The following is a 24,319-nucleotide window of genomic DNA, read 5'->3' on the forward strand; positions in this document are numbered from 1 at the left end:
ATTCCCGGCGCTGAACTCGGCCGCGCTCCCTCCGATCATGCCCCTCGCCGAGTCCTAATCCATGCTGGCGAACGGGCGAGCGGTCAGAAGCTCCAGTCTTGCTGTTCGATGAAGTCGTAGAGGTTCAGCCAGGGAACACCGAGTACTTCGCATACGTCGGGCACCTTCGGCTTCTCCAGGTTCCCGGTCTTGTTCTCCAGCGTCACGACCGTCATGCCCCGGGCTTTGGCCAGCGCGATGACCCACGGATCGGCCCCGTTGTGTCCCTTGTGTGAGCCGGCCATCTTCTTGCAGTGCAGCAACGCCTCACGCACCGCGAGCTGAACGTCATGCTCGTGGGCGACGAAGAGGTCTGGTCGCTGCTTGCTCCACACCTTGAGCTCGTCGTCGCGCTTGTCGATCTCGATCTTGACCTCTTCGCTTGCCCGCAGGCAGCCTGAGGCGATCATCGAGTCCAGGTTGGTCCAGTAGGTGCTGAACGTCCTGGGGCGGTACAACCGCTGCCACGACTCGATCAGGACATTCGTGTCGATGGAGTACGACTTCACAGCTCACCTCGCAGTGCTGCGGCGTCTGCGAGTTTGTCGATACCACGCACTTTGACGTCGAGATAGCTTGCAGCGGTATAGGTGTCGATCGCTGACTGGCGATACGCGGCCACGACGAGCCGGACGAAACCCTTGCCGAGATCCCGGGCATGCGTGCGGTAGTAGTCGCCGCTGCCCGACGCCTTGTTCCTCGCATCGCGCTGCTCCAGCTCGTCCTCGTACTTGCGTACGAAGTACTCGCGGCGCGCCGAGTAGAACCCGTCCGTCGTCATGCCCAGCGTCAGCAGGCGACGCAGGGCTGCTTCGCTGCTCACTCCGAACGGGCGTGCGACCGCGCGCAGGGTCGCGTCGGTCCAGCCCTCGTGCCCGGGGCGAACTCCGGCGACCTGAGGCACCCTGAGCAGCAGTTCTCGCGGCATCAGGATGGCCGCGGCAAGCGCGTTGCACCTCGCTTCGAGCTTTCGGTCCACGCTTACCGCCCGCTGGGCAACGACCTGGTCGCACAGTCCGCTGCTGTGCAGTAGGAGGTGGGCGTACTCGTGCAGGAGGGAGAACAGGCGACCGCGGGGGAAGTCCTTGCCGTTCATCATGATCACGGGAAGCACATCGAAGTACAGCGAGAAGCCCCGCATCTCGCGGCGCTCGACCCCGGCCGAGGTCATGACGAGCACACCGGCCTCCTCCAGCGCGGTCACCCAGAAGCCGAGCTGGGCGTACTCGTCTGCCGTGGGACCCGGCAGCGGAATCGGCGCCGTTTCGAGCAGCCGACGGCGCGCAGCAGCGGCCAACGCCTCGTCATCAAGGGAAATCGGCTCAGGCAGACGCCAGCTCGTCGGCAGTTCCTCGCGGGTTCGATCGGCGATGTCGAGGGCGGCATCACGTTGATCGAGCGCACGCCGGTACTCACCGTGCAGCTCCGGCGACCATTGTCCAGCTTCGGGGTCCGGGACCCGACGGAAGTCGCGCATGACGTCCCACCCTTGCGGCGGGCTGTCCAGGAAGAAGACGGCAAGCGGCCGTTTGTACTGCTTGGCTAAGATCCTGAGCTGCGCGATGGTCGGCTCGGAGTCTCCGGACTCCCAGCTCTCGAGCTTCTTCTCGCTGACGCCAGCCTTGGCCGCAGCCACGTCGACAGACAGCCCGATCGACCGCCGCGCCCAGACCAGCAACGCTGGACTGACGAGCGCCGTGGGCGTCCTGGGCATATCGACCGCTTCCCTTCACCGACTGTGACGACCATAGCCGAGCAGATGGTGTTTTCCACAGGATTCCCCGTCTGGCGCGGCGCTGCACAAGCAGCTTTCGCAACCGTGAGCCGTAGCCGTTTCACCTGGTTGAGCGGTTGTCGGGTACCGGTCGACGGAGTGGCGGCGCGCCTGACACCTCGTGACGACGCGGGGCCGTGATCGTGTCCGGTGTGACTCTTGAACCGCGTGGCACGGTCCACCATTTCGAAGTGCTCGGCAGGCTGATGTCTGCCCTGTTCGATACCGGCGCGCCGGGCATCCTCGAAGGAGCGAAGAACTTCCGGTTCTGGGAAACCGCGTCCGGTGGGTTCTCCTTGAGCTGGGACCGCGGCCCGCACGCCGTGGAAGTCGTCGCCGAGTTGCTTGCGCTGGCCGCTGACGGCGAACACACGCGCCTGCTGCGCTCCGGCGACGTGGTGTTCGTCCATAACGGCGTCGCCGACCCCAGCCGTTACACCACCGTCGACGTCCAGAACGTGCGGATCCTGCTCCGCCCATACGACACCATCGGTCACGAAGCCGCCGTCGCCGAGGCCTTCGGCCTGATCAGTACTTCCTAGCCCCAGGACTGCGCGAGGTACCCGGGCGACGGTCAGCCGTCGCCCGGGAAGGCGGAACTCCGCCTGTAGCCCAATCCATGATCATCGAGACTGCTCTGAGAAAATCGGAAAGTCTCCCCTCCAGGGGGCTATGATCCCCAGGCCGGAAACCCGTTCATGAGGGGTCTCGCGGCAAGTCGGCGTAGCGGCGATTGAGGTGGTCGTAGCGGCTCTCGTAGCTGGCAATCGAGGCCGTCGAGTAGCACTGTCTGTCGAGGTAACTAACCCAGGGTCGCCGAAGCCACGAAGCCGCTCACAGGGCGCATGATGGGTTCATGCACGACGACAACGGGTTCGAGCCCGATGAGCAACCGGCCAGCCGCGAAGAGATCGTGGCCGCGTACGTCCGCCGGTCCAAGCGCAAGCAGGGTGTCGGGATCCGCAAGGCCTTCATCCAGCAGGGCGGGCGCGGGCGCCACGCGAGACCCGGCCCGCTGGCCAAGCTGGTGCGCAACAGCGATCACACCGCGCTCAACGCCTACTTGTTCGCCCGCATGCTTGGCAGCAGCGCCCCGTGGGACGTGCAGCTCGACGCGAGCGTCTGGGTGCTGGCGCTGAATCTCGAGGACAGGACGCCGACCGCCGCCAAAAGTCTCGTGTCCAAGGCGCTGCGTCGTCTGGAGGACGACAAGCTGATCACCCGGTCGCGCGCCGGCCGCAAGAGCGTCGTCTACCCGATGCACGAATCCGGGAACGGCGACCCGTACACGGAGATCACGGGCGAGAGCGACGATCCGTACCTGCAGCTCCCGCTCACGTACTGGACTAACGACTGGCACCGCAAGCTCATGCTCCCCGGCCTGGCGATGTTGCTCATCGCGCTGGATGAGAAGCGTCAGTTCTGGCTCCCCGCCGACGATGTGCACGAGTGGTACGGCATTTCAGCCTCCACGGCGAACCGCGGCTACCTGGAGCTGGAGGAGCACGGTCTGCTCGCCTCGCGATACCGCAAGGTCAGGAACGAGTACTCCGCCGATGGCCTGGAACGCCGGCTGATGCGGCGGCTCACCGGCGACTTCGCCAAGCCCGCCAAGAAGCCCGCGCTCGAAAAAGTCGTCACTGACGCGGAGGGGACCACCTCGCCGAAGGAACGCCGACTGCGCGCCGTGTGAGCCGCTGCTTCGGCTTTCCTTGTGCTGTCCGGTTTCTGCGCACCAGCTGAGTTCAGAAACCGATCCGCCTCGCGGGTCCGAGCAGCAGGAGGGCCTCAGTGGCCAAGCACAACAACCGTTTTCCGGGGCATCGACGATCGCTTCGCCGTCGATCCCACCCACGATCGGAGGTGACCGGCAAGCGCTCATTCGTCGCGAAGATCCTCGGCAACCTCGTGGCGCGGATCATCGCCGAGTGGCTGAAGGACCTGTTCGGCGACCTGTGGAGCAAGTTCGATCGGCTATGGGACGAGGTCGACCGGTTCTTGTGACCGTGCGAACCGCGCCGTTGCCCGGATACCGGGCGAGCGAGCAGGGCTGTGCAGGTGAGTGCGGACCTCACGGGTTGGCCTCGCACACCTGCACACCGGGCTTCCGCTGCTGGTCATCGCGCTATGCGGGGCCGGATCGAAGCCTGCACGTGACCGGGTCGGGTCAGCACAACTGTGCGGACCCGACCCGATGCTCAACCTCCGGTCAACACGGCGAGCGGTTCTTCTAAAAGCCCTGGCCTCGCCCACCGTGTTCGCCGATGGCGGTGAGGATCGCGTCGACCTGCTGCACTGAGACCGGATGTTTGCTTCCGCTGATGCGCTGTCGCGACGGCTGCGGCGCGGGAATTTCCAGACGTCGCAACGTTTCTCCGAGCGTCTTGGGGTCCCAGCCGATCCGGCCAGCGAGGTCGGCGGTCGCGATGATCCCGGTTTCGTCCGCGGCAATGACGTCGGCCAGTAGTTCCAGGACCTCCGGCACCGGACGGGCTGTCGCGTCGTCGACGATCTCGGCATCTAGGGGATCGGCGTCGGCGGCGCTGGCCGCGACCAACTCGGTCAGCGCCGCCGCGTCGACAGGTGCCGGCGGGCGGTGGCCAGCGGCGTCACCGGTGAGCAGCCCAAGCACATCGCGTCGTTCGCGTCCAGACTCGGCGGCAGCGCGAGTCGGGCCGAGGTCCAGCTTCGCCGCCCGGATGATTACGCCTTCCGACGCGCCGACGCCGGAGAGGTCGTCAGCCAGCAGCCAGGCCGCGCCGCGGTGGCGTTCGGTGAACTTGGTGGCGTCGACCCCGGCGGCGGTCTTCCCTGTCCCGAGGGCCATGTCGTTGGACTGTTGGGTCGGCAACCTGAGTGCTGCGCGGCTGGAGATGTTGTCCCGCAACCGGGTCGGGATCGATCCGCGGTCCGGCTTCTGCGTCGCCAGCAACACCGTCGCCCCGGCAGCTGGTCCTTTGCGGACCAGCCAGGACACCTTGTCCACGATCACCCGCCGCAGATCCTTGACGGTCTTGGTGTCGCTGCCCAGTTCCTCGAACCCGAGCTGGCATTCGTCGATGGCCAGCACCAGCCACGGCATGTTCGCCTCGCACAGGGCACGGGTGATCTTGCCTTCCGGGACGTCGGACTCGGGCATCGCCTTGAATCGCTTGTAGCGGTCCAGGACCTCGGTCTCCAGCTCGATCAGCAGCGCCAGCAGCCGCAGCAGCGTCTGCTCGGTCTCGGCGCCCTCGGCAGAAGCGATCAGCATCCGGTGCGCGACCGGGCGCAGCGGGTTGAAGTCCGCGCCGTCCTTGAGATCCACCGCGTAGATCCGGGTGTGCGGGTCCAGGCAGGCCGCGACGAGGAACAGCCTGAGCAGGTTGGATTTCCCGTAGCGTGGCAGCCCGGCGATCAGCCACGCGGTCCAGCAGAAGGCCACCGTCACCGCCCGGCCGCGGGCGGTCGCGCCGATCGTGACTCCATCCCAAATGGACACTTCGGGCAGCTTCTCCAGCCCTGACCGCAGCGGCGGCTCGGCCAGCGGGTCACGGTCGGCGACCCAGAACGCCAGCCGCCCGGCGTGCCCGCCGGTGCCCCGGACCCGTTCCAGGATCAGCTGGGTTTCGTCGACGCCGAGCGCGCTGGCCAGCGACTCCCGCGCGGCGATCGCCGAGGACGCCTTCCGCCCGGCCGGGAGGTCGACCACGACCGCCCAGCCCTCGCCCTCACGGGTCGGACGGGCGAAGAACGCCAGGCCCTCCTTCGGGCCGATCACCTTCGCCGCCCGAAATGCCTCCACCAGCACGTCCCCGTTGATCGTCCACGCCAGCGTCCGGGTGCCCGGGAAGACGTTCTTGCGGCCCGGCGAGCCGTCCTTGCGCCGCCCCGCTGCGGCAAGCGTGAGCGACAAAGCGGTGGCGGCGATCCACCACACAACCGGCCCGTAGATCAGTTCGACGGTTACCAGTCCGCCGGCACCCACGGTGAGGATGGCGAGGGTCCACCAGCGGCGCCGGACCCGGTGCGAGTGGATCTCGTCGAACCGGTCGGCGAGCTTATCCGCGCTCTTCGCTGCGGCGTAGAAGTCCTCCACCCGCACCCAGGCCCACCACGCCCGCGCGGACACCGCCGTACCGCGTGCGACGGCGACGGGGTAGCGGATCGGTGCCCTGGCGACCGTTCCCGCCAGGCGGAGACCGGCATGGCGGGCGGTGGCGGCGCTCTGCCACTGCGGCGGCAATCTAGCGACCGCCACCGCCACCACCCGGCGTGTCCGGCGGCGTCGGTACTCCTCCTCGCTGAGCAGCTCCCCGTCCAGCGCGGTGTTCCCGCCAGCGGTGGTGACGGCGTTGGTGGTGCTGGTCGCCAGCTCGGTTCCCGCGTTGGTGCTCTCCTCGTCGGCGCAGTCTGTGGAGACGTCGCCAGTAGTGGCGTGGGCAGGGTCGGGGCTGGTGTCGGACATACGGGAACTCCTGGTCAGCGCGAGCGTGGACCCTGAGCGGGCAGCAGGTCCAACGCCGTGGTGCAGGCTCGGCGCGTGCGCCGACCGCGCAGCGGTCGCCTGGGCCGCGGCGGCTGGGCCTGCTACTTTGCCCGGTCCACGCCGCGCCGACGGCCGTTCCGGTCCTGGGGATGTAGGCGGTGGTGGGGCCGGGTCCACGCCGCGCCGACGGCCGTTCCGGTCCTGGGGATGTAGGCGGTGGTGGGGCCGTTTCTGGCCCCACCACCTGCTCACCGGCCACGGCCGACCCCGTCCAGGCCATCGCCAGCGCTGGCGGCGCTCATCGCCAGCAGTGCGAACCCGGAGATCACCATCAGCCCGTCCAGCACGAGCGGACCGACGTACGCGGCCACCGTGGGATAGCCCCAGGCGAGCAACAGGTCGTGCACGTGGCCGTAGCTGATCACCGCGGAACCGAGCGCGACGGTGCCGGTCCCGCCGAACCGGGCGAACCGCCACGCCCACCCGTCCGGCCAGCGGACCCGCGACAGCACTTCCACCGACAGCAGCAGCCCGATCGGCCAGACCGCCGACCCGATCTGCGCCGCGATTCCGGGGCTCCAGCCCGGCGGCATCCGCTCGGCGGGCAGCCAGGTGTGCAGCACGTTGGCGGCTACCGACATCACCGACCCGAACACGAATCCGGCCCAGGACACCACCTTCGCACCCGGCGGGGTTGTCACCGGCTCCTCAGGCGTCACGGCGCTGGTGGTCGTGCTGGCGCCGCTGGTGTTCGTGTCTGCGGCGCTGTCGCCAGTGTCCGTCACTGGGTTCCCGGCCACCCTGGTGACGCCTTCGGGTACCGCCGTCTCGGGCGCGTCCGGGACGTGATCGGCGGGTGGCCGGTGGCCGGGCGCGGGAACGGCGCCGGTCCCGATGGCGATACTGGTGACGTCCTGGTGCTGACCGTTGCCAACGGTGGTGGATTCATCTACGGCGGGCTTACCGCCGACGGTAAGTTCCGCCACCGCCATCCGCACCCGGTAGTCCGTGGCGCCGGTCAGCTTCGCCAGCGTCGGCCGCCCAGGCAGCGGCTGCCCCGCCGCTCGCGCCCGGTCGAATAACTCGCGAATCTGGCCCACCAGATCCTCGTGCACCGGTGCGCTCATCGGGCGCCACCGCCCAGGGCGTCCGCCAGCCGCGCCAGGTCCTCGGCCTCGGCGATGGTCACGCCTATGCCGATGTCCCGGTAGAGCCGAACCTGCTCGGCCAGCCAGCTGGCGAACTCGGTGGCGGCGTCCGGGCCGCTCATGTCGAGCGCGCTGCCGACTTCCGACCAGTCACCGACCGCACCGGCCAGCAGCAGCCGGGTCACCACGACCCACCGGCCAGCCGTGACTTGGCGAGCGAGACGGGTACCCACCGCCAGCTCGGTCCAGTAGTCCTCGACGTCAACGGCCCGCCCGGCGAAGGTGGCCTCAGCCGTGCGTTGCAACGCGGTCTCCCACCACACCAGCAGCTCACCGGCCGGGACATGCCGGGCCGGGCTGTGCGTGCTTCGGGTACGGACCGCGTCACGCCCGCTGTGCGGACGTGCGTCATCGATAGGGTTTCCCATGGGTCGCAGCTCCTCTGCGATCAAGGCCCCGGCCGGTGTTAGCCGCACCGCGCCCGGGGCCGCCTGAACTTTCTGTTGCCGTACACGCGGAATCCGGTCACTCGGCGACCCGGCGGCCTCGATCCCGCACTGCTTCTCGGGGATCGAGGCCGCCGGACCGTCACCGGCCGGGCAAGGACGCCTCACCCGCCTCGCTACGGCCGGCGGGCAGGCCGCGCACCGTGCCCTGCTGCCGCATCGCCTCGCGCAACCGCAGGATCTCCGCGTGCNGCGACCCGGCGGCCTCGATCCCGCACTGCTTCTCGGGGATCGAGGCCGCCGGACCGTCACCGGCCGGGCAAGGACGCCTCACCCGCCTCGCTACGGCCGGCGGGCAGGCCGCGCACCGTGCCCTGCTGCCGCATCGCCTCGCGCAACCGCAGGATCTCCGCGTGCTGAGCCGCGAGCCGCGACACCGCCGACGTACGGAAGGTCTTCAGCACGACGATCTCCTCGTCCCTAGCCGTCAGCCGCTCACGTAGCTCAGTGACCTGCTCCTTGAGCCGCTCGATCTGGTCCTCGCGCGGATCGGGGATGACACCGGCCTCGCGCAGCTGATCGCGGCGCTGCTCGAACTCCTCCTTCAGGTGCAGATAGGTGGTGTAGATCGCCGCGCGGGCCACCCCGGACTCCGCAGCGAGAGTCTTCACATCGCACTTGCCGCCAGGCGGAAGCTCACCACGCAGCAGGCGATCCATCGCCGCCCGGATCCGCTCCTCGGTCTGACGTCGCTGCTCCTCGGTGATCCGCATCAGACATCCCCTCCCTCTCGTCGTTCTCGACCGTGCTGGCGGTGTCGATCTCGGCGACCACACGGACAGTGCGGTCGTACTCGGCCTGCAGCCGCGCCTTCTCGCCCTTGGGCACCCGCGGGTTGCCCAGGAACACCTCGACGGTCTTGGCTTTCCCCGCCCAGACGGGACGGTGTTCGCGGTGATGAGTCGCCTGCGGGCAGCGGCCGGAGTCGCACATGCCGACTAGCGGACGCGAGGCGTCCGGGGTACCGGCCAAGCGCAAGCACAACGCCTTCGCGGGGTCTTTGAACCAGCAGTAGTTCGCCGCTCCCACGTGCAGGGAACCGGCTTGCTGGCGCAGCAGGTTCTCCAGCCGCCGATCGTTGTCCACCATCATCGGCTCCGACCGGGACAGGTCGCTGATCGCCGCATCGACATGCCGGAACGTGGTGATCAGGTCACGTGCGCCCGGACCGGCGGGCATCACGCCCGCCTGGTAGTCCTTGAACGCCGCGACGGTCAGCCCCAGGTGGTGCTCGTGCTCAGCCTGCTCGACTTCAGCGTGGAACAGTGCCTGCGAGCCACCTGGCCGATGCGCGTAGCCCTCGGTGGTAACCACCGACACGTGCTTGAGGTGGATCTTCGTCGCCAACAGCCCACCCGGGCGTTTGGCCATCTCCAGCGCCAATGTGCGTCGGAGCATGCGCGCGTTGAGCGGACCGTCAGGTAGTTCGGCCAGGCCGAGACGCTGGGCGAATGGCCGTCGAAGCCATTCCCGAAAAGTGACGTAGCTGGTGCTGATGTTGCTGGTGCCGAAGAGTGGCTTTCCCTGCGGTACGGACCTGATCCGTTCGGCGAGACCGACGGCGCGATCAACTTCTTCGACGACGACCCACTCGTCAAAAACGCCTCCGAACTCTTGATGCTTGATGAGTTTGCTGCCCAACCGGAAACGGCGGCCGCCGCCGGCGACGTCTATCTGCGGGAGTCGTGCGCCACTCTCGATCTCCTTGAGCTCGCTGGCCCGCATCCCGGTGACCGCTGCGGTCAGCAGGTGGGCGGCGTGGACACAGAAGCTGGCGTTGTCGCGGACTTCTCGGGCATTCATCGGCTCCGTCCAAGGAACCATCTCGCCGGAGTCGGCCCTCGGCACCAGCGCGGCGTCCCGCCCCCACCAGTCCACAATCCCAAGTTCGGCGACAGCAGGTTCCAGGAAGGGGCGCAGCTGAGCGATGTGACCCGTCTTCCAAGGGACGAACCCCGCCTCGCCTGCCATAAGGTTCACGTGGAGTAGCAACAGAGGGTCGTCGGGGCTCCACCCTCTCTCAAGGCGATCACGCACGTCCTTGTCGTGAGCGCGAGGAAGCGGAGTCTTGGTTTGGCGGTACCGGTCAACGACCTCCTCGAACCGGGAGAGGCGGACGTCGCCGATGCGTTCGTATGCAACTGTCGATGTTTCGGGGACGTAAGCGCGAACCTGATCGAGAAGATCCGCCATACGCGGCCCGATAACGTCTACGAGATAGAGGCAGTTGGCCACCAGCGGCCGTAGAACCTCATCCGGGACCGGCGGTGTGGTGTTCGGTGTATGGGCTTTCCTGCCGCTGACACGCCACGCGCTCCGGGTCCCCCAAGGCACGAAACCTGAACGGTACCGGTCTGCCTTGAACAAGGGGGCGTACAGGGTGAGTGCCTGGATCGCTTTGATTGGCTCGTGCATGGTGGCCTCCGCGAGCCGGCGACGGGGCTTCCCGGGCTTTTCCTCGCTCCAGGACTGCTCCTCCAGATAGGCGTCGCAATGTTCCTGACTCACATCCGCGAGCGTGGTAATGCCCTGCGCAGTGAGCCAGCCGAACCACGTCTTCAGCCGGATCAGGTAGCGGTAGCACGTTCGGGGGCTGCGCAGCGTACGGAAGGCGCGTGGCAGGTCGAGCACACGCTCGTCCTGAGCTGCCAACAACCCAAGGAGAAGGTCTTTGAGCACAAGCCGCCACCGTGGGTTGGCGATGTCGGCGAACTCCCATTGCTTCTCGTGGCGCAACATCGAGTGATGCGCGTCGGCCAAGCCGGTCAGATCCCAGGTGTCCTCGTCGTACATCGGGCGGTGAGAGCCGGGACGCAACGCCAACCCAGCAGTCGCGCAGACATCGGCACCTGAGAAGACCGACAGGCCAACGGCCTCATCGAGATGATCGGAAGGGGCAGACATCAGGTCGTCTCCTCTGGACGCAGGGGAATCTCGGTGTCGTCGTCACGGACTTCCTTCACGGCCTCGTCGACCACTGCGGAGTTGAGGCGCGGCAGGATCTCGGTGTCCAGGCGATCGGCGTACGGTCCGAAGACCCGCACGAACTGGTCTGTGGTCATCAGCCGGAACTGGCGAGCGAAGAACGCTTTCAACCGCAACAGATTCGGCGCGTGGCGGGGCAGGAACACCGCCAGAGGACAGAGCAGGCACACCCACGGCCGCGCCGGGCACGGCTTGCCCTTCGGACCATGCTGGCCTGCAAGTTGATCGGCGCACGCGGCGGTGAACACGTCCCGATCCCCACCGACCAGCTCCGCGATCGCGGCGTCATCGAGCGTCAGCCGAGCCACCGCATCCGGGAATCCATCCACCAGCTCGGCGGTCTGCTCGTCGGACAGCACCACCGGGGGCACGGCTTTGCGCAGGATATCGGCCTGCCCATCCTCGATGATCGACTCCACGGCGTCCTGCTGGGCTGGAGTAGTGGCGGTCAGATAGTGGTCACCCTCCACTTTCGCCGTGTGGTTGGGGTCGATCGTCGTGCGGCCAGTCCACCCTCGACGTGCCAGCAGCTGCTGGTACGTCGTGCGGATGCGGCCGCGGTGAACCAGCAACGGTGCGCCGTCGTCGCCTGTCAGGCCACGGCTGCGGACCCAAACCCGCTGAGCTTTCCCGGTGGTGGGGACACCGACGACTCCTTCAGAGCTGCCCGGGACGTAGAGAGAGGCCGCTATCCACAGGCTCTCCCTGCGCTCCGGAGACGCGAAGCGGCGCAACACAGTGGAGTACTCAAGCCAGCGGGTGAGCAACCGCACCGCCCGTGCTGGGAGCGTGATCCCCTCGGGCCCAGAGCGCCCCTTGACGTAGTCGAGCAAAACCGTTTCGTCGCCAGCCCAGTCGATGTCGTCTAGCCCAAGATCGTCGATCCCGTCCGGGACGATCCCGGTGTAGGTGCCGAACAGCAGGCGGTAGGCGATCTGGGTGTCATATGTGGGGAACAACGCTTCGCGCACTTCGGACACCATGAAATGGGGCCTCGTCTTTGCAGGCCCCCACGTAACATGCCCGCGCACGTAGTCGTGGAAGGCCTCGGTGGTCATCGGCCCGTTCCGGAGCAAGAGCCACGCCACGTTCTCCCTGCGCACACCGGCGACTCGTGGGTCGGCACCCCCAGCCGCGAGATCCAGCACAGCGGTGTGAGCTGCCCAACTGTCATCCACGGTCTTCTTGCAACACTCGACCAGGCGGTTCCACTCGGCCTCCGTGTAGGGCTTATACGTCCCACGCCGTGGCTCGATATGAAGGCTTCGACCCGCCAAATGCTCGCGGATCTCTGGCTTGAGCGCGCCAGAAGCGGCGTCGTATCCGCGGAGCAGCATCCGGCTGCGCCGCTCGTCGGCATTGGTGCAAGCCATCCAGAAACGCAACAGAACTGGGCGAGTCAGCTCTGAACCGCCTCCCGAGAATCCCGCCTCGGCGAGCTCCCTGGTCATCTTGCGGGCGGTGACGGCGTACGTCGCCACCGTTCCCTGGCGGGTGACCCGGCCATGCGGATGAACCAGCATCGCCAAGCCGCGCGCGAGATCCAGGGCCAGGCGCGGATTCGGCAGACCGTTCAACCGTGCGGTCCAGGTGGTCTCGTCAGGAAACACACACCGCACCGACAACGGTTCCTCGACCACTGACGCCGGCATCAGACATCCTCCTTGTCGAACTCCGCATCGACCTCCATGCCAGCTGCACCGAGTAACCCGGCGCGCTGGCCTGCACGGTTGTAGGAGTCCTCATAGATCCGGGTCACGTCCAAACGGCGGAGATAGACCTCCGTGGTGACCACCGAGGAATGCCCAAGCAGATCACGCAAAACCGTCAACGGATCGCTCTTCCTCAGATACAGCGCCAGACCGGCATCCGCGTCCGTGTCCTTGACCAGCTCGGCTGCTCGCTCGTGATAGCCACTCACCAAACGCTCCAAAGTGGACATCGCGAAGGTGTGGCGCAACCGATGCGGCGACACAATAGGAAACCGCGGCTCGAACCGCGCCCGGATCCGTTCGGACGTCCGCCGGAACACCGTGGCCCAGTCCACGAACGGAGCACCCGTGGACTGCAACGCCAGCAGGCACGAGCCGCCCTCCGGCGAGACCAGCCGCAGCCGCTCGTTCGGTGACAGCACCCGCCAAGGTCGCCGCACACCGTTGATCCGTGCGCCTTCCCAATCCGGGTTCTCCACGCACAGCGACTCGCCCAGCTTCCGCGGCGGCCGCCACTGGAAGCCCTCGGCCGCAACCGCTCGCTCCAGCTCGATGTACTGCCAGACCTCGGCCAGGTCGTCGTAGTCGATCCACGTCGTACGCGGCTTCGAACCCTTCGTCAGACCCCGACCCAGCGGGAACAGCACCGGCACCGGCGAACGCCGTTGCGGCAGCGGCGGCACCTCATACACCAGCAAGTAGGTGAACTCCTGCCGCCGCAAGCCGCTCGACCGCGCCAGCCTCCCCATCGCCGCGTTGCGGCCCAACTCACGGCCCCGGTACGCCTCGTCCGGGCTACCGTCCGGCAGCAAACCGGCCAGCGCCTTGACGAACAGGTCCGCGAAGTCCTGCTCCAGGTACTTGATCGTCGAATGCGGCTTCGGCGCGCGCAGCTTCGCGTTGTTCCACTCGTATTCCCGCACCGCGCCGTCGACCATCCGGCGTCCCAGCGTGTAGGTGAAGGGAACGGCCTGACAATGTCCCTCCGCCTCCGCCCACTGGTAGAAGCGCGACAACACCGTCATATTCAGGTTCCACGTCGCGACGTCCCAACGGGCCTCCAGCGGCCCAGACAGCCGATGCCCGGCGTACGCGCTCAACGCCGCCCTCAACTGCTCCCGTGACGCGAACGGGTGAAGATCCGCCACGCCGAGGACGAATTCCAGCCACGATCGCAACGCCTGGGCGTACACCTTCCAGGTCCGCTGAGCCGGGGCACCGCTTACCGGCAACTCCCGTAGCCACCGGTTCGCCACGACGGTCGGCCGGGGCGACCCAGGGCCGTCCTCGAACCGCAGATCCTCGTCGATCAGGATTGGCATTCCCTTGCGAATCAACGGTTCCCGCCCTAGATCCCAAGAGTTCCAACCGGCGGGATCGAAGTCGATCATCAACATTTCTCGAACATACTTTCGATTCAAAGTGGACTGCCAAGGACTATGAAGTTCGATACAGACCGAGGGCGGGGAATCGAGACACGGGAACAAAGCAAGATCAACGATCGAATACGCCATCGCCACGCTGGCCGCCGCCGCGCTGGCGGCCCTCCTCTATGTGGTCATCGAAAGCGAAGCCGTCCGAGCCGGTCTCACCTCGCTCATCGAGCGGGCCCTGTCGGTGAGGTTCTGATGCGCGGCGACGACCGCGGCTCCGTCACGGTGGAGGCCGCGCTCGGCATCGGCGCGCTGACCTTCGTCTCTGCCCTGTTGCTCGCCGGGATCGGGCTCGCGTCCGATCAGCTCCGCTGCACCGACGCGGCCCGCGAGGCCGCCAGGCTCCTCGCCCGCGGCCAGCCCGCCCGTGCCGAACAGGCGGTCCGGGAGATCGCGCCGTCCGGCGCCCGGCTGGAAGTCGTCCGCGAAGGCGACACGATCACGGCCGGCGTCGAGGCCGAGCCGGCCGCCGGGCTCCTGCCGGGTATCCGGCTGCGCTCCAGCGCCTTCGCCGTCGCCGAGCCGGGGAGCGGGCCGTGACCGCGGACGATCGCGGTGTCGCGACCGTGTGGACCGCCTCGATGGTCGCGGTCCTGGTCTGCGCGGCCGCGATCGCCTTCTGGATCGGCTCCGCGGTCACGACCCGGCACCGTGTCGAGGCCGCTGCGGATCTGGCGGCCCTCGCGGCGGCCTCGCACGCGTCGAGCGGTCCCGCCGCGGCCTGCGAACGGGCACGGCAGGTCGCCGTCCGGATGTCGGTCACGCTGCTGACCTGCCGGTGGGAACGAGGCGACGCCCTGGTCGAGGTGCGGTCGGAGCCCTCGGGCCGTCCGGCGGTCACCGGGCGGGCGGAGGCGCGGGCCAGGGCGGGTCCGGTCGACCGGTCACCGTGACAGGGGTCGCACGACGAACGGTCGCCAGGCGAGGAGTACGCGCGAGTAACCGTTGGGCGCGAGCAGCGGTCGTTGACGCGCGGCGAGCGGTCGAAGCCATGATCAGCTCACCGCCGAACGGCCGCCCGCCGCTCACCGCGAGCGCCGTCACGCAGGCGGGAAGCCCAGGTCGGCTGCGACGAACGGCTCCACACCGGTCGTGCGGGCCCGATAACCGGACGTCCGGCGTTCGGTCCGTCCGGTCGCACTACCGCGCGTTCATCGCTAAGTAACCGCCGGTTGTCGCGTGAGGTCTTCTCCCGATGTGCAACTTGCCGTTTATTGAGATGTGCGCCACTTCGAAAAGTTCGCCGAGGCCGGTGCGACCGAGACAGACACAGGACAGAGTTGACCTGAGGCAGGGACAGTAATGTTGGACGCGAATTGGCCGGACAGCTGGCGGGGCGCCTTCCGCATCGAAATGCGTGCGGAGGCGATCGGTCTCGCCTGGCGTGGCTGGCCGGTGCTCCCGGGCGCCGAGCCCGCGGCGCTCACCGCCGACGGTGACGACCTCACCTGGCGGCGTCCGGTCCCGGCCCAGGACAACTGGCGTGAACTGACCGAGACCCACCCCCACGAGGTCGCCACCTGGTTCGGCGACGACACGCACAGCCTGCTCGTCGCCACCGGCACCGTGCTCGACGCCATCGAGGTCGACGACGAACTCGGCAAGGCCGCCGCCCGCCTGCTGCGCGCCACCGGGCACCCCGCCCCGATCGTCGCGATGCCGAACGGCCGCTGGCTCTTCCTCACCACCGTCGCCACGAGCATCCCGCGGGAACTGGCCGACCAGGCCTCGGTCCAGTGGCACGGCGCGAACGGCTACATCCCGCTGCCCCCGTCGCCGTTCCAGCACGGTGTCGTGCACTGGCGGGTCAAGCCCGAGGTCTGGGGCTGGCAGCTGCCCGAGGCCGCCGACGTGCACGACGTGCTCGTCCGTGCGCTGGCCGGTGACCAGGCCATCGCCCCGGTGGCGAGCCTCAGCACCGCCGCCTGATCAACCCACAATTTCAAGCCACCCCGTGGCCGGACACGGACCCGTGCTGACGCAAAGCCCCGAGCACGGTGTCCAGAACGGCCACCGCCCCCGCCTTGTCCAGCGGATCGTTGCCGTTCCCGCACTTCGGCGACTGGACGCAGGACGGGCAGCCGGCCGGGCACTCGCAGGAAACGATCGCCTCCCGCGTTGCGGCCAGCCAAGGGACAATCGCGGCAAATCCGCGGTCGGCGAATCCCGCACCCCCGGGATGGCCATCGTGCACGAACACCGTCGCCTCCCCGGTGTCCTCGTGCCACGCGGTCGACACCCCGCCAATGTCCCAGCGGTCGCAGGTAGCGAACAGCGGTAGCAGGCCGATCGCCGCGTGCTCGGCGGCATGCAGGGCACCGGGGACGCGCGCCGGATCCAACTCGGCGCCCGTCCCCGGTGCCCCGCCAAGTTCCTCGGTCCCCACCCTGGAGCCTCCGGTCCCCACCGGCTCCAGAGCTTCGGTCCCCGTCCGATGGCCCCCGGTCCCCGCCACGCCATCGGACGCGCCGAGCAGCTCGGCCGAGATCGTGTACCAGACGGCGCGGGTATGCAGGCTCTGCTCCGGCAGATCCAGCGGAGTCTGGTCCAGCACCTCACCGGACGGCCGTCTCCGCAAGTAGCCGACCACTTGCGAGCTCACCGAAACCTCGCCGAGGTTCACCGTGACCCCGCCGTGCACGCGCTTCTCTTCCGTGCGCAGCACGCTGATGTCGACGATCTCGCGCGGTGACGTGGTCCAGTCCGGATCCTCCGCGTGCACCAGGGCGAGCCCGGTCTCCAGATCCAGTTCGTCGACCACATAGGACGAACCCTGGTGCAGGTACACAGCACCGGGATGGACCGCGTAGCAGGCTGAACCCGGGTCGACCGTGCCGAGCATCCGGCCGGAATCGGCTTCCACCACCGCGATCTGCTCGCCGCCGGAACCCCGGATGCCGACCTCGGCGTGCGGCCGGTCGCGCGAGGTCCAGTACCAGCCGCTCGTGCGGCGGCGGACGATCTTCTCCTTGACCAGGTCGGCGAGCACGGCGCGCGCCGAGTCCCCGCCGAAGGCCGCGACCTCCGGCTCGGTCAGCGGGAGTTCGGCGATGGCGCAGGCCAGCTGCGGCCCGAGCACGTACGGATTCGACGGGTCGAGGACGGCGGCCTCCACCGGCCGGTCCAGGATCGCGGCCGGATGGTGCACGAGATAGGTGTCCAGCGGGTCGTCGCGGGCCACGAAGACGACCAGTGCCGCGTCGCCCGCGCGCCCGGCTCGGCCGGCCTGCTGCCAGAACGACGCGAGCGTGCCCGGATAGCCTGCCAGCACCACCGCGTCCAGCCCGGCGATGTCGACGCCGAGTTCGAGCGCGTTCGTCGTCGCGACACCGAGCAACCGCCCGGACAGCAGCGCCGCTTCGAGGGCTCGCCGTTCCTCCGGCAGATAGCCGGAGCGGTACGCGGCGACCGATTCCGCCAACGCACCGTCCACTTCGGACAGAATGCGGCGGGCGCCGAGCGCGGTCAGCTCCGCGCCTCGCCTAGACCGGACGAACGCCAACGAGCGGGCGCCTTCGATGACCAGTTCGGCGAGGATCCGGGCAGCCTCGGCGCCCGCCGAGCGCCGCACCGGTGCCCCGTTCTCACCCGAGAGTTCCGACAGCAGCGGGGGTTCCCACAGCGCGACCGTGCGGGCGCCGCGCGGTGAGCCGTCCTCGGTGACCGGGACACAGTCCTGTCCGGTGAGCTTCGACGCGAACGCCGCCGGATCCGCCGTGGTCGCGGAAGCGAGGACGAAGACCGGCGAAGCGCCGTAGTACGCCGCGACCCTCCGTAGCCTGCGCAGCAGCAGCGCCACGTGGGAGCCGAACACACCGCGATAGCTGTGGCACTCGTCGACGACGACGAACGAGAGCCGCCGGAAGAACCGTGACCAGCGCGCGTGCGACGAGAGGATCCCGCGGTGCAGCATGTCCGGGTTCGTGAACACCCAGTTCGCGTGCGCGCGGACCCAGTCCCGCTCCTCCATCGGGGTGTCGCCGTCGAACGAGGCCGCCCGCGCCTTCTTGATGTCCAAAGAGGACACCGCACGCAACTGGTCGGCGCCGAGCGCCTTGGTCGGCGACAGGTACAGCGCCGTGGCCCGCTCGTCCTCGACCAGTGCCGAGAGCACCGGCAGCTGGTACGCGAGCGACTTGCCCGACGCGGTGCCGGTCGAGATCACGACGTGCTCGCCTTCGCGGACCAAGGACGCGGCTTCCGCCTGATGCCGCCACGGCGCCTCGACCCCGTTCGCCTTCAGCGCCTCGACGACGGGACCCGCCGCCCAATCCGGCCAGTCCACGGAATCCGCCGGACGAGCCGGCAGCTCGGCCACATGGGTGACCGGGTACAGCGAAGCCGGGATACCCGCCGTCGCGCGGTCGAGAAGCCGCCGGCCCTTGCCGGATCGCATGGTGCCGTCCACCTTCGGAAGCTTCGCACAGCGCACCGACAGAAACGGTCCGCCGCCGGACGGAACGGGCACTGGAAGCGGCCTCCGATGATCGATACAGTGACCAGCCTCACAAGATTACGGAACGTGCGGTGGCGGGGACGCCTTGCCGTCCGCCATCCCACTACCAATACACTCCCGCAATCCACACCGACTGTGGCGAGCGTCATGTGAGACGTGCCTTGCAGTACGACTAGCGTGATGCCCGGTTCAGTTCCCCATGCCAGCGCGCGAGCCGCCGGTTCCATCGGCGGATCGTCGTTGGCCAACGGCGACGTCTCCAGGAGGACGAATGTCCCGGCAGTTCCTCGCGGAGGGCGAACTCACGCTCTCCGGAGGTGGTTACACCATCGTCGGTGTAATCGCCGTGGTCGCCCTTGCCGCACTGGTCATCGGCTACGTTCTGCTCAAGGAGGTCTTGGCCGCCGGCCAGGGCACCTCCAAGATGCAGGACATCGCGAAGGCAGTGCAGGAAGGTGCGGCTGCCTATCTCAAACGGCAGCGCAACACCCTCGTGATCTTCGGGGGAATCGTGTTCGTGCTGCTCTTCGCTTTGCCGGCCGATGACTGGAACGAGAAGATCGGCAGGTCCATCTTCTTCTTGGTCGGCGCCGGATTCTCCTTCGCGATCGGCTATCTCGGCATGTGGCTGGCGACGCAGGCGAACCTTCGCGTCGCGGCAGCATCGCGTGAGGAAGGCGGCCGCGAGAAGGCGATGCGCCTGGCTTTCCGCACCGGTGGCGTCGTCGGCATGATCACCGTCGGTCTCGGTCTCTTCGGCGCCGCGGTGGTCGTCCTGGTCTACACCGGACAGGCTCCGAAGGTGTTGGAGGGCTTCGGTTTCGGTGCCGCGCTGATCGCGATGTTCATGCGTGTCGGCGGCGGTATCTTCACGAAGGCCGCCGACGTCGGCGCGGACCTGGTCGGCAAGGTCGAGCAGGGCATCCCCGAGGACGACCCGCGCAACGCGGCCACCATCGCCGACAACGTCGGTGACAACGTGGGCGACTGCGCCGGGATGGCGGCGGACCTCTTCGAGTCGTACGCGGTCATGCTCGTCGCGGCGCTCATCCTGGGTAGCACGGCCTTCGGCGTGCACGGCCTGATCTTCCCGCTCATCGTTCCCGCCATCGGCGTGATCACCGCGGTCATCGGTGTCTACATCACCAAGGCCAAAGCGGGTGAAGGCGGCCTCGTCACGATCAACCGCTCGTTCTACATCTCCGCGGGGATTTCCGCGGTGCTCTCGACGATCGCCGCGTTCGTCTACCTGCCCGGTTCGTTCTCCGAGCTGACCAGCGGTGCCACCAGCGAGCCCGGCAACCCGGCGCTGATCGCGACCATCTCGGTGATCATCGGCATCGTGCTCGCGGCGGTCATCCTCAAGCTGACCGGCTACTACACCGGCACCGAGCACAAGCCGGTCAAGGAGGTCGGCAAGTCCTCCGAAACCGGTGCGGCGACGGTGATCCTGGCCGGTATCTCGGTCGGTTTCGAGTCCGCCGTGTACACCGCGCTCGTCATCAGCGCGGCCGTGTTCGGCGCGTACCTGCTCGGTGGCGGCGTCGCGCTGTTCGCCGTGGCGCTGGCCGGTACCGGTCTGCTCACCACGGTCGGCGTCATCGTCGCGATGGACACCTTCGGCCCGATTTCGGACAACGCGCAGGGCATCGCCGAGATGTCGGGTGACGTCGACGAGGACGCGGCGCAGATCCTCACCGAACTCGACGCGGTCGGCAACACCACCAAGGCCATCACCAAGGGCATCGCGATCGCCACGGCGGTCCTCGCGGCGACGGCGCTGTTCGGGTCCTATCAGGACGCGATCAGCAAGGCGCTGAAGTCGATCCCGGAGGCGGCGCAGGCCAGCGCGTCCGCGCTGAACTTCTTCGTCAACGAAGTGGTCAGCCCGAACACCCTGGTCGGTGTCATCATCGGTGCGGCGGTCGTGTTCCTGTTCTCCGGTCTCGCGGTCAACGCGGTGTCCCGTGCCGCCGGCGCGGTCGTCTACGAGGTGCGCCGCCAGTTCCGTGACATCCCGGGGATCATGGAGGGCACCACCCGTCCCGAGTACGGCCGGGTCGTCGACATCGTCACGCGCGACTCGCTGCGTGAGCTGACCACGCCCGGTCTGCTCGCGGTCTTCGCCCCCATCGCGGTCGGCTTCGGCCTCGGCACCGGCGCGCTCGCCGGTTACCTGGCCGGTGCGATCGCTTCCGGCACCCTGATGGCGATCTTCCTCGCCAACTCCGGTGGCGCCTGGGACAACGCGAAGAAGCTCGTGGAGGACGGAAGCCACGGCGGCAAGGGGTCGGACGCGCACGAGGCCACCATCATCGGTGACACCGTGGGTGACCCGTTCAAGGACACCGCCGGTCCCGCGATCAACCCGCTGATCAAGGTGATGAACCTGGTGTCGGTGCTGATCGCCCCGGCGGTCGTGCAGTTCTCGATCGGTGCGGACGCCAACGTCGGCATCCGCATCGCGATCTCGCTGGTCGCTGTCGCGATCATCGTCGCGGCGATCGTGGTCTCCAAGCGTCGCGAGTCGGTTCTTTCCGAGAGCCCCGCGCAAACGAAGGCGTAACGGTTGCTCCACCGCCGGGCCCGCCACGGACTTTTCGTGGCGGGCCCGGCGTCTGTCCGGCGCAGGTTAATGTCTGGCCCGTCACGCCGATCCGATCCGGGGAGTCCCTGCCATGAGGCGTTCGATCATCCTGTTCGCCGCGGTTTTCCTGCTGGCCGGCTGCGGTGGCGCCGAGCGGACTGCCGCTCCTTCTCCTTCTTTTCCCGCCCCCGCGGCCGGGAGTTCCTGGATGGACGGTTTCTGCGGTTCGCTGATCGATTTCGCCAAGATCGGCGAGTTCCGGCTGCCCGAATTCGAGCAGGACGACGTCCTCAGTGCGCGGAAGGTGATGGACGAGGCCTTCGGGGTGTTCGCTCCCGGGTTCGACAACGCGGTCACGGGATTGGGGAAGCTCGGCCAGGCGCCGAGCGCGGAAGCCGACGCGGCACGCAAGAGCATCGTCGACACGCTGACGCCCATCCGGGACAAGGTGCTCGCCGCGAAGGCGGCCCTCGACGCGGCACCGAAGGACGACAAGGCCGCCGTGGCGGCCGCCGCGGTTTCCTTCCGGCAAATCGGCTCCGACATCAACGACATGCCCGACCCGTTCCAGCAGCTGGAAACGAACGTTTCGTTGAAAACGCTGGCCGCACAGGCCCCGAACTGCAAGAAGCTGCCTTCCTGACCGTTCTTCGGCGTCGCGTTGATTTGCATTGCCCCCCGGTATCGGTACCGTCGGGGGCCAGCCGGGAAGTCGTCAGGTCGGGAGGTGTTTTCGTGCGGCCGCGGTTCACCGTCCTTGCCGCGCTAGCAACAGGTATCGGACTCGGCCTCGCCGGGTGCGGGCAGCAGCCCGCGGTGACTTCCCACGCCAGACAAGAAGGTCTCGCGACGGTCAGCGCGTCGGAGGCCGACCCCGCGTCCGCTTGGACGGAGGGGTACTGCGGCGCGGCTGGCGGCCTCGTCCGGACGCTGGCGACGCTGCCCAGCGTCGATCCGAGCACGCCACAGCAGGCTTCCCGTACCTCCAGCGAACTGATGGCCTCGGTGGTCGAAGGGCTGGACCGGACCTCCGCCGCCTTGGAGAACCTCGGGCCGGCGCCGGTCGCGGGCGGCGACTCCGCGCGCACGTCCGCCGTCGCCCGGCTCGACGACATCCGGGCCCGCGCCGACGACGTCCGCCATCGCCTCGACTCCTCAAGCGACCCCGAAGCGACGAAAACGGCGCTTCGCGACGCGAGGACGTCCCTCGACGAACTAGACCGCCTCGACCTTCTCAGGGGCCTTAACGACGTCCCTCAGCTCGCCGCGGCGAGCAGCCGGATTCCGAACTGCCAGGATTTGGTCAAACAACCTCGCTGAGTCACCGCCTCATCACTGGCCATGAGTCGAACTTGTGTTCTATTCTGTCCGGGTGGACGGGACGATCTCGCTCTTCTCGGCGGAGGCGAGCGGGCCGGGGCTCGCCGACCTCGCCGGAGTGCTGTGCGGGCCCGGGCGGATGACGGGTTTCGGGCGGACGGCCGCGCGGCTGTCCGCCGTGGTCGACGAGCCGTGGCGGGCGGGCGCCCTCGCCAGGGAATGCCGTCGTCGCGGCGCGGAGGCGCAGGTCTCGGCCGCCGAATGCGGGCGGCCGCTCGTGAGAACGCCGTTCCGGGTCGATCTGCTGCCACTGGAGCAGCGCTGGAACCGTGGTGAAGAGAAGGTCCTGCCGGAGGGTTTCCGGCTCGATGGGGCCATGTTGAGGATGTGGGCGCTGGCGGCGGGCAGTCCCCAGGGCAACGGCTACCTGCTCGCGCTCGATCCGGAGGCGCCGGAGACGCACGAGCGGCTGATCACGGCGCTGGCCCAGCTGGGCGTCCCGGCGAAGGTGCAGAAGGGTGAAGAGGCGCTGCTGCGGGTCACCGGGCGGAGACGGCTCGCGCACGTGCTGGAGCTGATCGGAGACGCGCCGACGGGTGCCGAGCCCGCTTGGCCCAGTCTCGTGCCGGTGGTGCGTGCCGTCTGAGGGTCGTGAGCGTGAAGGACGGTTAGCCCACGGTGTCTTGGTGTCTCCTTCCGGGCCGTTTCACGTGCTTGGACTGCCGGCTCACGTGATCAGGCGGACGGCTCGCGTGTCTGAAGGGACGGCTCGCGTGTGGCCAGGTGGAAGCTCACGTGATTGGGCGGACGGCTCGCGTGATTGCACGGACGACACGTGTGATCAGAGAGCCGACACGTGTGATTGGGGAGACGGCGCGCGCGATCAGGTGGACGACTCCCGGCGGCGGAACCCGGGCACGGGAGTGTCGTCCATTCAGTCACGCGTGTCGTCCGTCTGATCACGCGAGAAGGCCGTCTGGGTCACGGGCGGCTGGCTGGGCGGCATATGGACTCGTGAGTGGCTAGGGCGGTTAGAACCGTCCTAACCACTCACGAGGAGGAAGTCAGGGTTTCGGAGCCCGGCAGTTCGGGTTCGAAAGGTCCAGTTCGCTGTGCGAGAGACAGGAGGTCAGCTGGTAGGTCTGCTGCCCGTAGTTGATGCCCTTCCGCACGGTCACCTTCCCGGCCGCGTCGACCTCGCACGGGTTGTTCATCGTGCACCGCTGGCCGCTTTCGTTGCCGGTGTTGTTGACGCCGACGACCTTCCCCGTGGCGGTCTCGATGATCGGCGACCCCGAGGTCCCGCCGATCGTCTTGCACGCCGAGGTGTACCTGATCGAGTCCTTCCAGACCCAGTTCGCCTCGCGCAGCTCGTGGACGAAGCCGTCGACGTTGCAGGAGTAGATCTTCTTCCAGTAACCCGAAACCACGTCCATCGCGATACCCGCCGACGGACGGGTCGGCGAGAGCGTCAGCGGGGCGATACCGTAGGCCGACTTGATCTTGGCGTAGCTGGTGTCGAGCTGGTAGAGCGAGACGTCGGTGTCGGTCATCGTCGCGTAGAGCAGCTTCTTCGCCTTGAGCGTGCCGAGCGAGGAGCGGCCGTCCTTGGACAGCAGGCTGAAGGTCCGCGTGGACGGCTTGTCGACGATTACTTCCCCGGGGTCCGGGAAACCTTCTTGCAGGCAATGCCCGTTGGAAAGGACGAGGGCCGGGTCGTCGAGGCTCGCCTCGGGCGGTTTGACCACCGACCCGGAGCAGTTCGACAACGCCACGGTTCCGGCGAAGGTGGTAGTGGCCGCGTGCGCCGGCGCGATGCCGACGAGGGCGGACGCGGTCAGCATGGCGAACAGCGTGCCGAGGAGTCGTCGGGTCACGTGGAGTCCTTTCG

Annotated in this window: 22 protein-coding genes; 11 read left to right on the forward strand and 11 right to left on the reverse strand. The window is 68.1% G+C overall.

The annotated features are described in order from the left end of the window. Positions 1-83: 83 nt before the first annotated feature. Entirely contained in the window at positions 84-548 is a 465-nt protein-coding gene (locus tag ACXIZN_RS36300; protein WP_457959387.1) for a DUF4411 family protein, read from the reverse strand. Then, complete coding sequence (locus ACXIZN_RS36305; protein WP_457959388.1) at positions 545-1,753, reverse strand: ImmA/IrrE family metallo-endopeptidase; 1,209 nt, start codon at positions 1,751-1,753, stop codon at positions 545-547. The genes ACXIZN_RS36300 and ACXIZN_RS36305 overlap by 4 nt, the downstream gene beginning before the upstream one ends. Before the next feature lie 251 nt (positions 1,754-2,004). Between ACXIZN_RS36305 and ACXIZN_RS36310 the strand changes: the two genes are divergently transcribed. The 3 genes from ACXIZN_RS36310 (at position 2,005) to ACXIZN_RS36320 (ending at position 3,817) form a co-directional block, all read left to right on the forward strand. Further along, entirely contained in the window at positions 2,005-2,355 is a 351-nt protein-coding gene (locus ACXIZN_RS36310; protein WP_457959389.1) for a hypothetical protein, read from the forward strand. A 314-nt stretch (positions 2,356-2,669) separates the two neighbouring features. Beyond that, positions 2,670-3,506: a hypothetical protein gene (locus ACXIZN_RS36315; protein ID WP_457959390.1), complete on the forward strand. Its 837-nt coding sequence runs from the start codon at positions 2,670-2,672 to the stop codon at positions 3,504-3,506. A 170-nt stretch (positions 3,507-3,676) separates the two neighbouring features. Beyond that, the gene (locus ACXIZN_RS36320; RefSeq protein WP_457959391.1) at positions 3,677-3,817 is read left to right on the forward strand and encodes a hypothetical protein; all 141 of its coding nucleotides are present in this window, start codon (positions 3,677-3,679) and stop codon (positions 3,815-3,817) included. Between the two features lie 226 nt (positions 3,818-4,043). On the opposite strand, the gene ACXIZN_RS36325 is transcribed toward ACXIZN_RS36320, so the two are convergent. The 7 genes from ACXIZN_RS36325 to ACXIZN_RS36355 all read right to left on the reverse strand — a co-directional run bounded on the left by ACXIZN_RS36325 (position 4,044) and on the right by ACXIZN_RS36355 (position 13,954). Further along, the gene (locus ACXIZN_RS36325) at positions 4,044-6,260 is read right to left on the reverse strand and encodes an FtsK/SpoIIIE domain-containing protein (RefSeq protein WP_457959392.1); all 2,217 of its coding nucleotides are present in this window, start codon (positions 6,258-6,260) and stop codon (positions 4,044-4,046) included. Positions 6,261-6,529: 269 nt separating this feature from the next. Beyond that, positions 6,530-7,408, reverse strand: coding sequence for a DUF2637 domain-containing protein (locus ACXIZN_RS36330; RefSeq protein WP_457959393.1), 879 nt, complete (start codon positions 7,406-7,408; stop codon positions 6,530-6,532). Further along, positions 7,405-7,857: a hypothetical protein gene (locus ACXIZN_RS36335; RefSeq protein ID WP_457959394.1), complete on the reverse strand. Its 453-nt coding sequence runs from the start codon at positions 7,855-7,857 to the stop codon at positions 7,405-7,407. The genes ACXIZN_RS36330 and ACXIZN_RS36335 overlap by 4 nt, the downstream gene beginning before the upstream one ends. A gap of 326 nt (positions 7,858-8,183) precedes the next feature. After that, positions 8,184-8,648, reverse strand: a complete 465-nt coding sequence (locus tag ACXIZN_RS36340; protein ID WP_457959395.1) for a hypothetical protein — start codon at positions 8,646-8,648, stop codon at positions 8,184-8,186. Then, positions 8,572-10,839: a hypothetical protein gene (locus tag ACXIZN_RS36345; protein ID WP_457959396.1), complete on the reverse strand. Its 2,268-nt coding sequence runs from the start codon at positions 10,837-10,839 to the stop codon at positions 8,572-8,574. Before ACXIZN_RS36345 ends, ACXIZN_RS36340 begins: the two co-directional genes overlap by 77 nt. Next, positions 10,839-12,572 (reverse strand): hypothetical protein, encoded by a 1,734-nt coding sequence (locus ACXIZN_RS36350; protein WP_457959397.1) that lies wholly within the window; start codon positions 12,570-12,572, stop codon positions 10,839-10,841. Before ACXIZN_RS36350 ends, ACXIZN_RS36345 begins: the two co-directional genes overlap by 1 nt. Next, positions 12,572-13,954, reverse strand: a complete 1,383-nt coding sequence (locus ACXIZN_RS36355; RefSeq protein ID WP_457959398.1) for a hypothetical protein — start codon at positions 13,952-13,954, stop codon at positions 12,572-12,574. The genes ACXIZN_RS36350 and ACXIZN_RS36355 overlap by 1 nt, the downstream gene beginning before the upstream one ends. Before the next feature lie 178 nt (positions 13,955-14,132). Between ACXIZN_RS36355 and ACXIZN_RS36360 the strand changes: the two genes are divergently transcribed. From ACXIZN_RS36360 to ACXIZN_RS36375, 4 genes are all read left to right on the forward strand, one after another. Further along, entirely contained in the window at positions 14,133-14,261 is a 129-nt protein-coding gene (locus tag ACXIZN_RS36360) for a DUF4244 domain-containing protein (protein WP_457960688.1), read from the forward strand. Beyond that, positions 14,261-14,605: a TadE family type IV pilus minor pilin gene (locus tag ACXIZN_RS36365; protein ID WP_457959399.1), complete on the forward strand. Its 345-nt coding sequence runs from the start codon at positions 14,261-14,263 to the stop codon at positions 14,603-14,605. The genes ACXIZN_RS36360 and ACXIZN_RS36365 overlap by 1 nt, the downstream gene beginning before the upstream one ends. Further along, positions 14,602-14,958, forward strand: coding sequence for an Rv3654c family TadE-like protein (locus ACXIZN_RS36370; protein ID WP_457959400.1), 357 nt, complete (start codon positions 14,602-14,604; stop codon positions 14,956-14,958). Before ACXIZN_RS36365 ends, ACXIZN_RS36370 begins: the two co-directional genes overlap by 4 nt. A gap of 409 nt (positions 14,959-15,367) precedes the next feature. Further along, entirely contained in the window at positions 15,368-15,994 is a 627-nt protein-coding gene (locus ACXIZN_RS36375; RefSeq protein WP_457959401.1) for a bifunctional DNA primase/polymerase, read from the forward strand. A 13-nt stretch (positions 15,995-16,007) separates the two neighbouring features. On the opposite strand, the gene ACXIZN_RS36380 is transcribed toward ACXIZN_RS36375, so the two are convergent. Continuing rightward, a complete protein-coding gene (locus ACXIZN_RS36380) occupies positions 16,008-18,461 on the reverse strand; it encodes a DEAD/DEAH box helicase (protein ID WP_457959402.1) in 2,454 nt (817 codons plus the stop codon). 331 nt (positions 18,462-18,792) lie between these two features. On the opposite strand from ACXIZN_RS36380, the gene ACXIZN_RS36385 reads away from it, so the two are divergent. From ACXIZN_RS36385 to ACXIZN_RS36400, 4 genes are all read left to right on the forward strand, one after another. Beyond that, positions 18,793-21,087: a sodium-translocating pyrophosphatase gene (locus ACXIZN_RS36385; protein ID WP_457959403.1), complete on the forward strand. Its 2,295-nt coding sequence runs from the start codon at positions 18,793-18,795 to the stop codon at positions 21,085-21,087. 112 nt (positions 21,088-21,199) lie between these two features. Then, positions 21,200-21,751, forward strand: a complete 552-nt coding sequence (locus ACXIZN_RS36390) for a hypothetical protein (RefSeq protein WP_457959404.1) — start codon at positions 21,200-21,202, stop codon at positions 21,749-21,751. Between the two features lie 92 nt (positions 21,752-21,843). Then, positions 21,844-22,428, forward strand: coding sequence for a hypothetical protein (locus ACXIZN_RS36395; RefSeq protein WP_457959405.1), 585 nt, complete (start codon positions 21,844-21,846; stop codon positions 22,426-22,428). Between the two features lie 34 nt (positions 22,429-22,462). After that, positions 22,463-23,074 carry a hypothetical protein gene (locus tag ACXIZN_RS36400; protein WP_457959406.1) on the forward strand — a complete coding sequence of 204 codons (612 nt, stop codon included), beginning with the start codon at positions 22,463-22,465 and terminating at the stop codon, positions 23,072-23,074. Between the two features lie 418 nt (positions 23,075-23,492). On the opposite strand, the gene ACXIZN_RS36405 is transcribed toward ACXIZN_RS36400, so the two are convergent. Next, positions 23,493-24,305 carry a S1 family peptidase gene (locus ACXIZN_RS36405; RefSeq protein WP_192743985.1) on the reverse strand — a complete coding sequence of 271 codons (813 nt, stop codon included), beginning with the start codon at positions 24,303-24,305 and terminating at the stop codon, positions 23,493-23,495. Positions 24,306-24,319: the final 14 nt, after the last annotated feature.

This window comes from Amycolatopsis sp. TRM77291 (assembly GCF_054166285.1).

Coding starts and splice junctions, on each gene's coding strand:
- ACXIZN_RS36305 (WP_457959388.1), bottom strand. CDS start 1,753: ATGCCCAGGACGCCCACGGCGCTCGTCAGTCCAGCGTTGCTGGTCTGG.
- ACXIZN_RS36315 (WP_457959390.1), top strand. CDS start 2,670: ATGCACGACGACAACGGGTTCGAGCCCGATGAGCAACCGGCCAGCCGC.
- ACXIZN_RS36325 (WP_457959392.1), bottom strand. CDS start 6,260: ATGTCCGACACCAGCCCCGACCCTGCCCACGCCACTACTGGCGACGTC.
- ACXIZN_RS36330 (WP_457959393.1), bottom strand. CDS start 7,408: ATGAGCGCACCGGTGCACGAGGATCTGGTGGGCCAGATTCGCGAGTTA.
- ACXIZN_RS36335 (WP_457959394.1), bottom strand. CDS start 7,857: ATGGGAAACCCTATCGATGACGCACGTCCGCACAGCGGGCGTGACGCG.
- ACXIZN_RS36340 (WP_457959395.1), bottom strand. CDS start 8,648: ATGCGGATCACCGAGGAGCAGCGACGTCAGACCGAGGAGCGGATCCGG.
- ACXIZN_RS36345 (WP_457959396.1), bottom strand. CDS start 10,839: ATGTCTGCCCCTTCCGATCATCTCGATGAGGCCGTTGGCCTGTCGGTC.
- ACXIZN_RS36350 (WP_457959397.1), bottom strand. CDS start 12,572: ATGCCGGCGTCAGTGGTCGAGGAACCGTTGTCGGTGCGGTGTGTGTTT.
- ACXIZN_RS36355 (WP_457959398.1), bottom strand. CDS start 13,954: ATGCCAATCCTGATCGACGAGGATCTGCGGTTCGAGGACGGCCCTGGG.
- ACXIZN_RS36365 (WP_457959399.1), top strand. CDS start 14,261: ATGCGCGGCGACGACCGCGGCTCCGTCACGGTGGAGGCCGCGCTCGGC.
- ACXIZN_RS36375 (WP_457959401.1), top strand. CDS start 15,368: ATGTTGGACGCGAATTGGCCGGACAGCTGGCGGGGCGCCTTCCGCATC.
- ACXIZN_RS36380 (WP_457959402.1), bottom strand. CDS start 18,461: ATGCGATCCGGCAAGGGCCGGCGGCTTCTCGACCGCGCGACGGCGGGT.
- ACXIZN_RS36385 (WP_457959403.1), top strand. CDS start 18,793: ATGTCCCGGCAGTTCCTCGCGGAGGGCGAACTCACGCTCTCCGGAGGT.
- ACXIZN_RS36390 (WP_457959404.1), top strand. CDS start 21,200: ATGAGGCGTTCGATCATCCTGTTCGCCGCGGTTTTCCTGCTGGCCGGC.